This is a genomic window from Kitasatospora sp. NPDC034533 (assembly GCF_055575155.1).
This window is the reverse complement of sequence record NZ_JBVITE010000046.1, coordinates 1-12986: the sequence shown is the minus strand read 5'-3', so window position 1 is coordinate 12986 and position 12986 is coordinate 1. Positions and strand designations below refer to the sequence as shown.

Below are 12986 nucleotides of genomic sequence, written 5' to 3'. Positions count from 1 at the left end.
GAGCTACATGATCATGCCATAGTCATTCGGAGGGGTCATATGATCAAGGTCATGGTCATGCTCGGCCACGCGAAAAGGTAAAGGCCGTCCCAGGGGAAGGTAACCTCCCACCTGGGACGGCCGGGTGACGACACGTCAGCAGGAGTCCTAACGCGCCCCGCCGTTGACGTAGAGGGTCTGCCCGCTGACGTACGAGGCCTCCTCGCTGGCCAGGAAGGCGACCACCGAGGCGATCTCCTCCGGCTGCCCGACCCGGCGCAGCGGAGTCCGGGCGGCGACCTCCGCCTGGTGCTCCTCGGCGCTGCTGCCGACCCGCTCGGCGGTGGCGGCGGTCATCGCGGTGGCGATGTACCCGGGCGCGACGGCGTTGACGTTGATGTTGAACGGCCCGAGCTCGATCGCCAGCGTCGCGGTGAGGCCCTGGATGCCGGCCTTGGCGGCGGCGTAGTTGGCCTGGCCCCGGTTGCCGAGGGCGGAGCGCGAGCTGAGCGAGACGATCTTCCCGTACTTCTGCGCCACCATGTACTTCTGGGCGACGTGGCTGCAGTTGTACGCGCTGGTCAGGTTGACCGTCAGCACCGCGTCCCAGTCGGACTTGGGCATCCTGAAGAACAGGTTGTCCCGGGTGATCCCGGCATTGTTGACCAGGATGTGCACCCCGCCGAGGTCCGCCGCGACCTGCGCGAACACCGCTTCCACGGCGTCGTAGTCGGCCACGTCGCAGCCGTACGCCCGGGCGGTGCCGCCCTTGGCGGTGATCTCGGCGACCGTCCCGGCCGCGCGCTCGGCCGTGAGGTCGACCACGGCGACCGCCGCGCCCTCCTCGGCCAGCCGGCGGGCGGTGGCCGCCCCGATGCCCTGCGCCGCGCCGGTCACGACGGCGACCTTCCCCGCGAACCGCGTCATGTGAACTCCTCGGAAGTCTGGATCAACAGGTGGCAAGTGACAGAACGCCCGTGGCAGGCGGCGGTGGTGGTCAGACGCTCTCGACCAGCACGGCCGTACCCTGCCCCACGCCCACGCACATGGTGGCCAGGCCGCGCCGGGCACCGGTACGGCGCATCCGGTGCAGCAGGGTGGTCAGGATGCGGGCGCCGGAGCCGCCCAGGGGGTGGCCGAGCGCGATCGCCCCGCCGCTGGGGTTGACCACCTCCTCGGCCTGCTCCGGGTCGAAGCCGATGCCGTCGGCGGAGGCGAGCGCCTGCGCTGCGAACGCCTCGTTCAGCTCGGCGGTGTCCAGGTCGGCGAGCGACCAGCCGGCCCGGGCGAGCACCTTCGCCGTCGCCGGGACGGGGCCGATGCCCATGACGTCCGGGTGCACCCCGGCCGAGGCGCCGGCCACGTACCGGCCGAGCGGCTGGAGCCCGAGGTCGCGCAGCGCCTCCTCGCCGACCAGGAGCAGGCCGGCCGCGCCGTCGTTCATCGGCGAGGCGTTCCCGGCGGTCACGGTGCCCCCGGGGCGGAACACCGGCTTCAGCCCGGCGAGCTTCGCCAGGCTGGTGTCCTCGCGGATGCCCTCGTCCTGGCCCACCGTCACCCCGTCCGGCCGCTCGACCGGGACCAGCTCGGCGTCGAAGTGCCCGTCCTTGCGCGCGGCGCCGGCCCGCTGGTGGCTGCGCAGCGCGAAGGCGTCCTGGCGCTCCCGGCCGATGCCGTACCGGGCGGCCACCTCCTCGGCGGTCTCGCCCATGCTGAGCACGCCGTGCAGTTCGGCCATCCGGGGGTTGGTGAGCCGCCAGCCGAGCCGGGTGTCGAAGGTCTCCATCCGGTGCGGCAGCGCCTCGTCGGGGCGGGGGAGGACGAAGGGGGCGCGGGTCATCGACTCGCACCCGCCGGCCAGCACGACGTCCGCCTCGCCGGAGCCGATGGCCCGGGCGGCGAGGGTGACGGCCTCCAGGCCGGAGGCGCAGAGCCGGTTGACGGTGGCTCCCGGCACGGTCTCCGGCAGGCCGGCCAGCAGGACGGCCATCCGGGCGGCGTTGCGGTTGTCCTCGCCGGCCTGGTTGGCGGCGCCCCAGTAGACGTCGTCGATCCGGGCCGGGTCGAGTGCGGGCGCGTCGGCGAGCAGGGCGCGCAGCACGGTGGCCGAGAGGTCGTCCGGGCGGACCGTGGCGAGCGCGCCGCGCAGCCGGCCGATGGGGGTGCGGCGGGCGGCGGCGAAGTAGACGGGGCGCACGTCGTCGGGCTCCTTGTCGGGTGGCAGGGGTGGCAGGGACGGCCGGGGTGGCCGGGGTGGCTGTAGGGAGGGCGGGCGCGTGCCGCGGTCAGAAGGCGTTGACGCCGGTGAGGGCGCGCCCGATGAGCAGCTGGTGGATCTGGCTGGTGCCCTCGTAGAGGGTCATCACCCGTGCGTCACGCAGGTACTTGCCCACCGGGTACTCGTCGATGAACCCGTAGCCGCCGAAGACCTGGAGCGCGTTGTTGGCGGCCCGGACGGCGGCCTCGCTGGCGTACAGCTTGGCGACGGAGGACTCGGTGGCGAACGGCAGGCCGCGCTCGATGTGGTCGGCGACCTTCCAGGTGAGCAGCCGGGCCGCCTCGACGTCCACGGCGATGCCGGCCAGCAGCTCCTGGACGAGCTGGTGCGAGGCGATCGGCTTGCCGAACTGCTCGCGCTCGCCCGCGTAGCGCACCGCGGCCTCCAGGCAGGCCCGGGCGATGCCGACGCAGCCGGCCGCCACCGACATCCGCCCCTTGGCCAGGGCGGCCATCGCCACGGTGAACCCCTTGCCGACCTCGCCGAGCCGGGCGCTGTCGGGCACCCGGACGTCCTCGAAGGTGAGCGCGGCGGTGGCCTGGCCGCGCAGGCCGAGCTTGCCGTGGATCTCGGTGCGGGTGAAGCCGGGCAGGTCGGTGGGGACCAGGAAGGCGGTGACGCCCCGGTGGCCCCGCTGATCGGGCGCGTCCCCGCCGGTGCGGGCGAAGACCAGCGCCACGTCGGCCCAGGTGCCGTTGGTGATGAAGGTCTTGGCGCCGTTGATCAGCCAGTCCCCGCCGTCCCGGACGGCGCGGGTGGTGAGGTGGGCGGCGTCCGAGCCGGTGCCCGGCTCGGTGAGGGCGAAGCAGGCGAGCGCCTCGCCGGAGGTGAGCCGGGGCAGCCAGTACCGCTTCTGCTCCTCGGTGCCGAAGCCGTTGACCGACTTGCCGACCAGTCCGAGCGAGACGGAGACGATCCCGCGCACGGCCGAGTCACCGCGCCCGAGCTCCTCCAGGACGAGGCAGTACGCGAGGTGGTCGCCGCCGCTGCCGCCGTACTCCTCCGGGATGGTCAGCCCGAGGAAGCCGACCTTCGCGAGCTTGCCGACGATCGCGCGGTCGACGGACTCGGCGCGGTCCCACTCGGCGGCGTACGGCACGATCTCGCGATCGGTGAAGGAGGCGGCGAGGTCCCGGACGGCGCTCTGCTCCTCGGACAACTCCAGGTTCACGGCGGCTCCCGAATCCGGTGTCCAGGGCCCGGGAGGGGACCGGGCCCATTAAACTAGCGCTGCAAGTTTTATGGGGGGACTGTAGCCCCGCCGACGCCGTGCTGGGAAGGGGCACCTGCCAGAATCGGTCCCCAGCGCACTCGACCGGAGGAACCGGAGGCACCCGCCGCGATGGCCCGTCCACGCACCCCGCTGCTCAGCCGCGAGCGCATCGTCGCCGCCGCGCTGCGGCTGATCGACGAGGAGGGGCTGGAGGCCCTGTCCACCCGCCGCCTCGCCACCGAGCTGTCGGTCAGCGGGCCCTCGCTCTACAACCACTTCGCCACCAAGGACGAGCTGCTGGACGCGGTGGTGGACAGCGTCATCGGCGAAGTCGACCTGTCGATGTTCCGGACCGCCGGGACGGGGACGGGGGCTGCCGGGGGCACTGCCGTGGGGGCCGCAGCTGGGCCCGCCGCAGCGGGAGCCACTGGGCCGGGGGCGGCGGACCCGGCGACCGTCGAGACCCCCTGGCCGGCGGCGCTGCGCGACTGGGCCCGCTCCTACCGCGCCGCACTGGCCGCCCACCCCAACATCGTCCCGGTGCTCGCCCAGGGCCCCGGGCGGCGGCCGAACGCGCTGCGGCTGGCCGACGCCGTCTTCGGCCACCTGGTGGAGTCCGGGTGGCCGCGCGGCCAGGCGACCCGGATCGGCGCGCTGATGCGCTACTTCGTCACCGGCTCCGCGCTCGCCTCCTTCGCGGCCGGCTTCCCGGCCGACGCCGAGGTCTACGACGCGGCCGACTACCCGCACCTCGGCGAGGCGCACCGGCTGGCCGGACACCGGGGGGCGGTGGACGAGGGCGCCTTCGAGACGGGTCTGGAGGCGCTGCTCGACGGGCTGGCCCTGCGTTACGCCCGGCTCGCCGAACGCCCCTGACCCGGCCCCCTCGACCGGCCTGGTCGGCCGGCCCCGTCGAACGGCCGCGCCGACCGCCCGCGCCGTCCGCCCGCTCGAAGGGCGCTGCCCCGGCCGGACCCGCCGTCCGGTGGACCACCGCGGATCGATCCGGCTCGGCGGAAACGATTCGGCCCCCGCCTCCCCCCGTCGTTGGCGCGGGAGAGGCGGGGGCCGACGGCCCGGCGTTCGGATCAGCCCATGTCCTCCAGCCGGACGCCCTTGGTCTCCTTCATGAACTTCGCCACGAAGAGGACGGACAGCGCCGCGAAGGCGGCGTAGATCAGGTACGTCGCCGACAGGTTCCAGCGCGACATGGACGGGAACGAGACGGTGATCGCCCAGTTCGCGATCCACTGCGCGGAGGCGGCGACCGAGAGCGCGGCGGCGCGGATCCGGTTCGGGAACATCTCGCCGAGCATCACCCAGACGACCACGCCCCAGGACATCGCGAAGAACAGCACGAAGGCGTTGGCGGCGACCAGCGCCACGGTGCCCTGGAAGTCGGGCAGGGTCAGGTTGTCGCCGCTGCCGGTGGCCGAGGAGAAGGCCCAGCCGGCCGTGCCGAGCGCGACCGCCATGCCGACCGAGCCGATCAGGGCCAGCGGCTTGCGGCCGATCCGGTCGACCAGCACGATCGCGATCACGGTGCCCAGGATGTTGATCACCGAGCCGACGAAGCTGATCAGCAGCGAGTTGCTCTGGTCGATGCCGACCGACTGCCACAGGATCGACGAGTAGTAGAAGATCACGTTGATGCCGACCAGCTGCTGGAAGACCGACAGGCCGATGCCGATCCAGACGATCGGCAGCAGTCCGAAGCGGCCGCCGAGCAGGTCGCGGAAGCGCGGGCGGTGGTCGGAGGCGATCAGCGCCCGGATCTCGGCGATGCGGGCGTCCGTGTCCACGCCGTCCCCCTCGACCTCGGCGAGCACCTTGCGGGCGTCGTCCAGGCGCTCGGCCTGGATCAGGTAGCGCGGGGACTCGGGGATGACCGAGGCGAGCGTGAAGTAGACCGCGGCCGGGACGACGCAGATGCCGAGCATCCACTGCCAGGCCTCCAGGCCGAGCAGCTGGCCGCGGGTGTCGCCGCCGGCCGCCTGCGCCAGCAGCCAGTTGACCAGCTGGGATATCGCGATGCCGAGCACGATCGCGGCCTGCTGGAAGGAGGCCAGCCGGCCCCGGTACTTGGTCGGCGCGACCTCGGCGATGTAGGTCGGGGCGATCACCGAGGCGATGCCGATGGCCGCGCCGCCGAGGACCCGCCACAGGGCGAGGTCCCAGGCGGAGAACGGCAGCATCGAGCCGACGGCGCTGATCGCGAACAGCAGTGCGCCCGCCTTCATGACCTTGATGCGGCCGTAGCGGTCGGCGAACCGTCCGGCGAGCGCCGCCCCGACCGCCGAGCCCAGCAGGGCCGAGGAGACGATCAGTCCGGTCACGCCGCTGCCGACGCCGAACTTCTCCTGGATGCCCGAGACGGCGCCGTTGATCACGGAGCTGTCGTAGCCGAACAGGAAGCCGCCGAGGGCCGCTGCCGCGGTGATGAAGACGACGAAGCCGAGGCGGCCGGGCGCGGGGGCCTCGACCGCCCCGGAGGGCTTCTGGGTGACACTCACGATCTGACTCCTGGTACTCAACGCTGAGCTCGGTAGCGGAGATCGTAACCCCTGTGCGTTTAAGTCTTGTACATCGGGAACCTCAAGTTTCGCTCTGAGAATTCGTAAGGTGAACAAGCAAATTGAGCTGTCCGAGCCTGGTCGCCGGGGCGCCCTCGGGTTCACCCCTCGTGCGCCCCCGCGTCCTGCCCTCGTGTGCCCCGTCGCGGGCTTCTCAGACCGGTGCGGCGAGCGAGAGCCCGAACCGGCCCTCGGGGTCGGTCCACCAGTGGCTCAGCCGCAGCCCGGCCGCCGCCAGCTCCCCGGCCACCCGCTCCCGGCGGAACTTCGCCGACACCTCGGTGCGCAGCTCCTCGCCCCGGGCGAAGTGCACCGGCAGGTCCAGGGCCGGGATCTTCACGGCCTGCGCGCGCAGCGAGCGCAGCCGCATCTCGATCCACTCCTGCTCGGGGTCCCAGAGCGCGACGTGCTCGAAGGCGTCCGGGTCGAAGTCGGCGCCCAGCTCGCGGTTGAGAACGTTCAGCACGTTCCGGTTGAACTCGGCGGTCACCCCGGCGGAGTCGTCGTACGCGGCGACCAGCACCGCAGGGTCCTTGACCAGGTCGGTGCCCAGCAGCAGGAAGTCGCCCGGGTCGAGGGCGGCGCGCAGGCCGCGCAGGAAGGCCGCCCGCTCCTGGGGCAGCAGGTTGCCCAGGGTGCCGCCGAGGAACGCGACCAGGCGCGGGCCGCCCTCCGGGGGCAGGCCGAGCCGGGCGGTGAAGTCGGCGAGCACCCCGTGCACCCCGAGCCCGGGGTACTCGGCGGCGAGCGCGGCGCCGGCGGCGGCCAGCGCGCTCTCGCTGACGTCCACCGGGACGTACGTCTCCAGGGTGCCGAGCGAGCGCAGGGCGTCCAGCAGCAGCCGGGTCTTCTCGGAGGACCCGGAGCCCAGCTCGACCAGGGTCCGGGCCCCGGTGGCGGCGGCGATCTCGCCGGCCCGCGCGGTCAGGATGGCCCGCTCGGCGCGGGTCGGGTAGTACTCGGGCAGCCGGGTGATCTCCTCGAACAGCTCGCTGCCCCGCGCGTCGTAGAACCACTTCGGCGGGAGCCACTTGGGCGCGGAGGTCAGCCCGTGCTGCACGTCGTGGCGCAGCGCGGTGCTGAAGTGGTCGGCGGGCAGCAGTCGGACGAGATCGAAGGTGTCCATGACAGGGTGGTTCCTCTGTTCAGAAGATGAAGGGAGAGTGGGCAATCAGTCGCGGCCGGGAAGCCGGTCCACGGTGATGCCGCGCGAGTCCGCCAGCAGCAGCGAACCGTCCGGGACGGGGGTCCAGCCCGGTGCGTCGTCGTACGGTTCGGAGGCCACCACCGTGCCGAGGCCCGGCAGGGTGCGGTGGTACAGGGTGTCGCCCCAGGTGGTCGCGGCGATCGCGGTGCCGTCGGTGAGCAGCAGGTTGAGCCGCCCGGTGGTGTGCGCGGCGACGTCGGCGACGGTGGCCGCCAGGGCCTCGCCCGGTCCGGCGCCGGCCCGCAGCCGGTGCAGGGCGAGCGCCCAGAGCAGTGCCGAGTCGGTGCGCGCTTCCAGCTCCAGCAGCTCGGCCGGGGGCAGCAGGGCGGCCGCCGCGGCCAGTTTGCCGGGCCAGCCGGCCACCGCGCCGTTGTGGCTGAACAGCCAGCGCTCGGCGGCGAACGGCGCGGCCGCGGTCTCGCCCGCCGCGCAGCCCTCGGTGGCGGAGCGGACGGCGGCCAGCAGCGACCGGGTGCGGACCACCCGGGCGAGGTCGGCGAAGGTCTCGTCCGCCCAGATCGGCCCGGTCCGGCGGTAGCGGGCGGGCACCTCGTCCCCGTCCGCGTACCAGCCGAGCCCGAAGCCGTCCGCGTTGACCGTCCCGTACTGCTGGACGCGGGGCGCCCAGGACTGCCGGTAGAGCCCGTACGGCGGGTGCACCAGCAGCTCCCGGGGGGCCACCGGTTCGCCGAGGTAGGCGATGTGGCGGCACATCAGTGCTCCTCCGGGCTGCGCGCGGTGCGGAAGCCGGCGAAGATCTGCCGTCGGATCGGGTAGTCCCAGTTGCGGAAGGTGCCCCGGCAGGCGACCGGCGCCACCGCGAAGCAGCCGCCGCGCAGCACCTTGTACTCGGGGCCGAAGAACACCTCCGAGTACTCCCGGTACGGCCAGGCCCGGAAGCCCGGGTAGGGGTGGAAGTCGCTGGCCGTCCACTCCCACACGTCGCCGATCAACTGCCGGACGCCGTAGGGTGACTGCCCCTCGGGGTAGCTGCCCGCGCCGGCCGGGCGCAGATGGCGCTGGCCGAGGTTGGCGTGCTCGGGGCCGGGGGGCTGGTCGCCCCAGGGGTAGCGGCGGGAGCGTCCGGTGGCCGGGTCGTGCCGGGCCGCCTTCTCCCACTCCGCCTCGGTCGGCAGTCGGCGGCCGGCCCACCTGGCGTACGCGTCGGCCTCGTACCAACTGACGTGCAGCACCGGCTCGTTCGGTTCGACCGGTTCGACCGAGCCGAAGCGGCGGCGCAGCCACTGGCCGTCCTGCCACCGCCAGAACAGCGGGGCGGTCAGGCCGGCCTGCTGCCGGTGCGACCAGCCCTCGGGGGTCCACCAGCGCGGGTCGTCGTAGCCGCCGTCCGCGATGAAGCGCTGGTAGGCGGCGTTGGTGACCGGGGTGGTGTCCAGCAGGAACGCGGGCAGGTCGACGGCGTGGGCCGGGCGCTCGTTGTCCAGCGCCCACGGCTCGGTGTCCGTGCCCATGGTGAACGGGCCCGCGGGGATGAGGACTTCGGCGGGCAGCACGGCCGCGTCGGCGGGCGCGGGCGGCGGCGGGGGAGCGGCCAGGGCGGGCGCACCCCGGCGGAGCTGGTGGGTGATCAGCATCGTCTCGTCGTGCTGCTGCTCGTGCTGGGCGATCATGCCGAACGCGAATCCGGCCTCCAGCAGCGGCGCGCCGTCCAGCGGGCTGGCGGCCAGCAGGTCCAGGACCCGGCCGCGCACCTCGTGGGCGTAGGCGCGGGCCTCGGCGGGCGGCAGCAGCGGCAGGCTGGGGCGCTCGGCGCGGGGGTGCTGGAAGGCGTCGTACAGCGGGTCGATCTCGGGGTGCATCGGATCGCGGCCGCCGACGTTGCGCAGCAGCCAGAGTTCCTCCTGGTTGCCGATGTGCGCCAGGTCCCAGACCAGCGGGGACATCAACGGGGAGTGCTGGGCGGTGAGGTCGCCGTCGTCGACGCAGTCGGTCAGCGCGGCGGTTCGGGCGCGGGCGGCCAGCAGCTCGGTGGCGATGCTCTCGCGCAGCGCCTCGGTGCCGAGGCCGTCGAGGGTGCTGGGGGCGCCGAGTCCACCGGCGGGGTGGGGGGCGCCGAGTCCACCGGCGGGGTGAGCGGCGCCGGCGGGGCGGGTGGTGCCGGTGGTACCGGTCGGGTCCGTGCTGCCGGCTTGGGCATCCCCGTGGGGTCGGACGTCGGTCATGGTGCGGCCTCCTCCGGGGGAGTGCGTCGGGTGCCGGAGCGCAGGGCGTCCAGCTGGTCGTCGGCCGGGCAGCGGCCGCGCGCGGGGTAGCGCTCGGCGAACTCGGCGACGGTGGCGCGCAGCCGCCCGGCGCCGGGCAGGCGGCCCAGGGCGGCGTCGGCGGCGGCGAAGCAGGCGAGGGTGGCCCGGCGCAGCTCGGGGTCGGCCACGGCGAGGGTGGCGGCGCGGCGCCAGACGTCGCTGCGCGGCGCGCGCGGGCCGTCCGTGATAGGCGGGCCGTCCGTCCCCAGCTGGTCATCGGTCCCTGGCGGGTCGTCCGTCCCCGGTCGGCCGGTGGACTCCAGCGGCTCCAGGGCGGCCAGCGCGGCGTCGGCGGCCACCGGGTCGTCCAGCAGCGCGGTGACCAGTGCGGTCGGCACCACCCAGCCGTCCCCGGGCTGGGCGTCGATCATCCGCAGCTCCAGGTGGCCGCGTGGGCGCACCGGCGGGAAGAGGGTGGTGCTGTGGTACTCCAAGTCATCGAGTGTGGGCGGCCGTTCGCCTCCACCTCGGATCCAGTCGCGGAAGGTCAGCCCGGCCGGAGCCGTCCAGGGCAGGCCCTCGGGCCTTCGGACGCACAGTACTTCGGCGTCCAGCACGTACCGCGCCCAGGCCTCGCGCGGGTCGCCGTGGTCGGGCTCCGGAGCGAGGGTGCGGGTCGGGTCCATCCGGGACCAGACCACCTGACGGGTGGACCGGTGGCCGGTCGGACTGCCGTCCAGGACGGGGGAGTTGGCGAACGCGGCGACCAGGACCGGGCCGAGCAGGTGGGACAGTCGCCAGCGGCGCTCGACCGCGTGCGGGCCGTCCGCCTCGCCGGCGTCCAGGCAGACCTGTACGGACGCGGTTCCGGTCATCATGATCCGGCCCCAAGGGCCGGCGGAGTCGAAGAACCGCTCCATCGCGAGGTAGCGGGGGTGGTCCAGGACCATCCGTCGGGGGCGGGCCAGCGGGTCCGTCCCGGTGCCGGTGAGTCGCAGGCCCTGCGCCGCGAAGGCGGTCCGCAGGGCGGTCAGATCGCGTCGGGTTTCCTCGACGCAGGCCAGGAGGCCGGTGGCGGGCGGGGAGCTGAGCTCGACCTGTCCGCCGGGTTCGAGCGTGAGACGCGAACCGGAGGGGAGCGAGGTGCCGTCCGGGCCGCCGAGGGGCAGCGATTCCAGTGCGGCGTGGAGCAGTTCGGGCCGTACGGGCCGGGTGGGACATCGGTTGTCGTGGACGAACCATTCGACCTCCACCCCGACCAGGCGGGGCGGTCCGATCTTGAAGCAGACGCCCGACACGTGGCTGCGCGCCCCCGATTCGGTCAACGGGGTCACCCCCGGCGGGGGCGGTGGCGCGCTCTGCCGGTCGGGCGGAGTGGTGCGGGATGTCGGTATCACCGGACTCACCATCCTCGGGATCACGATTGCGGCCCGGTCTACCCTGCCCAGTCTGCTACGGAGCATGCGAGGGCGCCCCGCAAAAATCGCGTGAACGTTCGTTTCCGCAGGTCGGCGGTGTGGCGAACGGGTGAACGGGCGTTCTCCGGCGCGGCGCGGGGGCGACTGCCGGCGGAGTCCGGCCGGGGCAAGTGCCGGGGTCACGGGCGCGACGGGCCCTCAGGACGCTCCGGGCACTCCAAGCGCTCCAGCCGGTCGAGGACGGTCGCCAGCACCGGCCCCGGCAGGGCGTAGTTCAGACGCAGCGAACCCCGCCCGCCCGCACCGAACTCGGCGCCGTCGGAGGCCTCCAGGCCGCAGCGCTCCAGCAGTGCCCGACGGGCCTCGGCGGGCGGCAGGCCGAGGGCGGCGGCGTCCAGCCAGAGCAGGTAGGAGGCCTGCGGGACGGAGCGGACGGCGGGCCCGAGCCGGTCGGTGAGCCGGGTGCGGGCGTCGGCGAGGTGGGCGAGCAGGGCGTCCAGCCAGGGGCCGCCCTCGCGCAAGGCGGCCTGCTGCACGGTCTGTTCCAGCAGGCCGCCCTCCCAGAGGCCGTAGCCGGCCAGGGACTCGGCGAACCGGGCGCGCAGTCCGGGGTCCGGCACGAGCGCGAAACTGCTGGGAATGCCGGAGCAGTTGAAGGTCTTGCCGACGGAGTTGAGGGTGACGACGAGGTGACGGTGCGCCGGGTCGGCGGTGGTGACGGCGACGGGGTGCGATGGGCCGGGGTGGGTGAGGTCGCCGTGCACCTCGTCCGAGACCAGCGGTGTGCCGTGCTCCGCCGACCACGCGGCGAGAGCGCGCACCGCGTCGGCCGGCCACACCGTGCCGGAGGGGTTGTGCGGGTTGCTCAGCAGCAGGGCGCCGGCGGGGTGGGGCAGCGGGCCGAGGGGCAGTCGGTAGCCGTCCGGGCCCGGATGCAGGGGCAGTTCGCGGTGGGGCAGGCCGGCCGCGCGGCAGAGCTGGGTGAAGCCTCCCCACTCGGGGGTGGGCAGGAGCACGGGTGCCTGCGGCCGGAGGGTCTCCAGGAGGACGCGTAGCGCGGTGCGCGGGCCGCAGGGGAGCAGCAGGACCCAGTCCGGGTCCACCGCGGCGTCGTGCCGGGCGCGGTACCAGTCGGCCACCAGGGCGCGCCCGGCCGGGTCGCAGACGGTGTAGCCGTACGCCCGGTGCCGGGCGCGCCGCTCCAGCGCGTCGGCGACGGCGGGTGGGCCGGGAAGGTCCATGTCGGCGAGGCCCATGGGGATCACCCCGGGGGCGGCGGCCCGGGCCCACTTGCTGCTGCCGGTGCCGGCGCGGTCGAAGGGGGCGTCGAAACCGAAGTCCGGGCGAGGGGTGGGGGTGGCGGTCACGGGGTCGGGGCCGGGTGCGGGAGTGGCGCGAACAGATGACAGATTTCGAAATCTGTCATCTGTTCGCTGAAAGCTGTCATCTGTCATCTGTTCGCCGTCACCCCGCCACCCTCGTCATCCGCAGTCGCACCCGGGGCGCGCACCCGCACCCGCGTCCGCACCCGTAGCCCCGCCGTCGCTCCCCGCCCCGCCCCGACCCGCCAGGTACACCCCCAGCCCCCGCCCGCCCCGGCGCATCATCACCGCGTGGTTGGCCCGGAACAACGGGTGCAGCGGCAACGCGAGCCGGCGCAGCAGGAGCTTGCCGGGCCGGGAGTCCTCCTCGAACAGCACCCGGCTCCCCGTGCCGCCCGGCCCGTCCGGTGTCACCGTGAACCGCGACCACCCGGCCAGGTCGCCCCGCATGACCGCCTCCAGCACCCCGGCGGCCGGGTCGCGCCGGCTCGTCGCCAGGCCGATCACCAGGCGGTACGGCAGCAGCGCGCGCACCACCACGTCCCCGGAGTCCTCGCCGGTCGGCCGGACCTCGCGGATCTCCGGCCACCACAGCGGGTAGCTCCGCACGTCCTCAAGCGCCGTGTACACGGCGGACGCCGGGGCCGCGAGCCGCCAGACGCCCCGGAACCGGTAGTGGTTGGGGTCCACGGGCCCACCCTAGATGAATGAGTCCGATCTCCGGACTGGCCGCGACCATGACGAAGGGTGCCCGTTGGTTGGTTTGTGAAGACGAACCTGGACACCCTTCTG

11 protein-coding genes are annotated in these 12986 nt (G+C 74.0%); 1 reads left to right on the top strand and 10 read right to left on the bottom strand.

Going from position 1 to position 12986, the window contains the following annotated elements:
- Positions 1-147: 147 nt before the first annotated feature.
- From fabG to ACZ55U_RS27000, 3 genes are all read right to left on the bottom strand, one after another.
- Positions 148-906 carry a 3-oxoacyl-ACP reductase FabG gene (gene fabG, locus ACZ55U_RS27010; RefSeq protein ID WP_465529886.1) on the bottom strand — a complete coding sequence of 253 codons (759 nt, stop codon included), beginning with the start codon at positions 904-906 and terminating at the stop codon, positions 148-150.
- A 70-nt stretch (positions 907-976) separates the two neighbouring features.
- Positions 977-2176, bottom strand: coding sequence for a thiolase family protein (locus ACZ55U_RS27005; protein ID WP_465529884.1), 1200 nt, complete (start codon positions 2174-2176; stop codon positions 977-979).
- An 88-nt stretch (positions 2177-2264) separates the two neighbouring features.
- The gene (locus ACZ55U_RS27000) at positions 2265-3428 is read right to left on the bottom strand and encodes an acyl-CoA dehydrogenase family protein (RefSeq protein ID WP_465529882.1); all 1164 of its coding nucleotides are present in this window, start codon (positions 3426-3428) and stop codon (positions 2265-2267) included.
- 171 nt (positions 3429-3599) lie between these two features.
- Between ACZ55U_RS27000 and ACZ55U_RS26995 the strand changes: the two genes are divergently transcribed.
- The gene (locus ACZ55U_RS26995) at positions 3600-4346 is read left to right on the top strand and encodes a TetR/AcrR family transcriptional regulator (protein ID WP_465529880.1); all 747 of its coding nucleotides are present in this window, start codon (positions 3600-3602) and stop codon (positions 4344-4346) included.
- 212 nt (positions 4347-4558) lie between these two features.
- Here ACZ55U_RS26995 and ACZ55U_RS26990 read toward each other — a convergent pair whose 3' ends face one another.
- From ACZ55U_RS26990 to ACZ55U_RS26960, 7 genes are all read right to left on the bottom strand, one after another.
- Positions 4559-5986 carry a sugar porter family MFS transporter gene (locus ACZ55U_RS26990; RefSeq protein WP_465529986.1) on the bottom strand — a complete coding sequence of 476 codons (1428 nt, stop codon included), beginning with the start codon at positions 5984-5986 and terminating at the stop codon, positions 4559-4561.
- 211 nt (positions 5987-6197) lie between these two features.
- Positions 6198-7169 (bottom strand): L-histidine N(alpha)-methyltransferase, encoded by a 972-nt coding sequence (egtD, locus tag ACZ55U_RS26985; protein ID WP_465529878.1) that lies wholly within the window; start codon positions 7167-7169, stop codon positions 6198-6200.
- 45 nt (positions 7170-7214) lie between these two features.
- On the bottom strand, positions 7215-7964 hold the full coding sequence (gene egtC / locus ACZ55U_RS26980) for an ergothioneine biosynthesis protein EgtC (RefSeq protein WP_465529876.1): 750 nt from the start codon (positions 7962-7964) through the stop codon (positions 7215-7217).
- Complete coding sequence (gene egtB / locus ACZ55U_RS26975) at positions 7964-9433, bottom strand: ergothioneine biosynthesis protein EgtB (protein ID WP_465529874.1); 1470 nt, start codon at positions 9431-9433, stop codon at positions 7964-7966. Before egtB ends, egtC begins: the two co-directional genes overlap by 1 nt.
- On the bottom strand, positions 9430-10788 hold the full coding sequence (gene egtA, locus ACZ55U_RS26970; RefSeq protein WP_465529984.1) for an ergothioneine biosynthesis glutamate--cysteine ligase EgtA: 1359 nt from the start codon (positions 10786-10788) through the stop codon (positions 9430-9432). Before egtA ends, egtB begins: the two co-directional genes overlap by 4 nt.
- Before the next feature lie 263 nt (positions 10789-11051).
- A complete protein-coding gene (locus ACZ55U_RS26965) occupies positions 11052-12239 on the bottom strand; it encodes a MalY/PatB family protein (RefSeq protein WP_465529872.1) in 1188 nt (395 codons plus the stop codon).
- Between the two features lie 114 nt (positions 12240-12353).
- Entirely contained in the window at positions 12354-12884 is a 531-nt protein-coding gene (locus ACZ55U_RS26960) for an SRPBCC family protein (RefSeq protein ID WP_465529870.1), read from the bottom strand.
- Between the last annotated feature and the right edge of the window lie 102 nt (positions 12885-12986).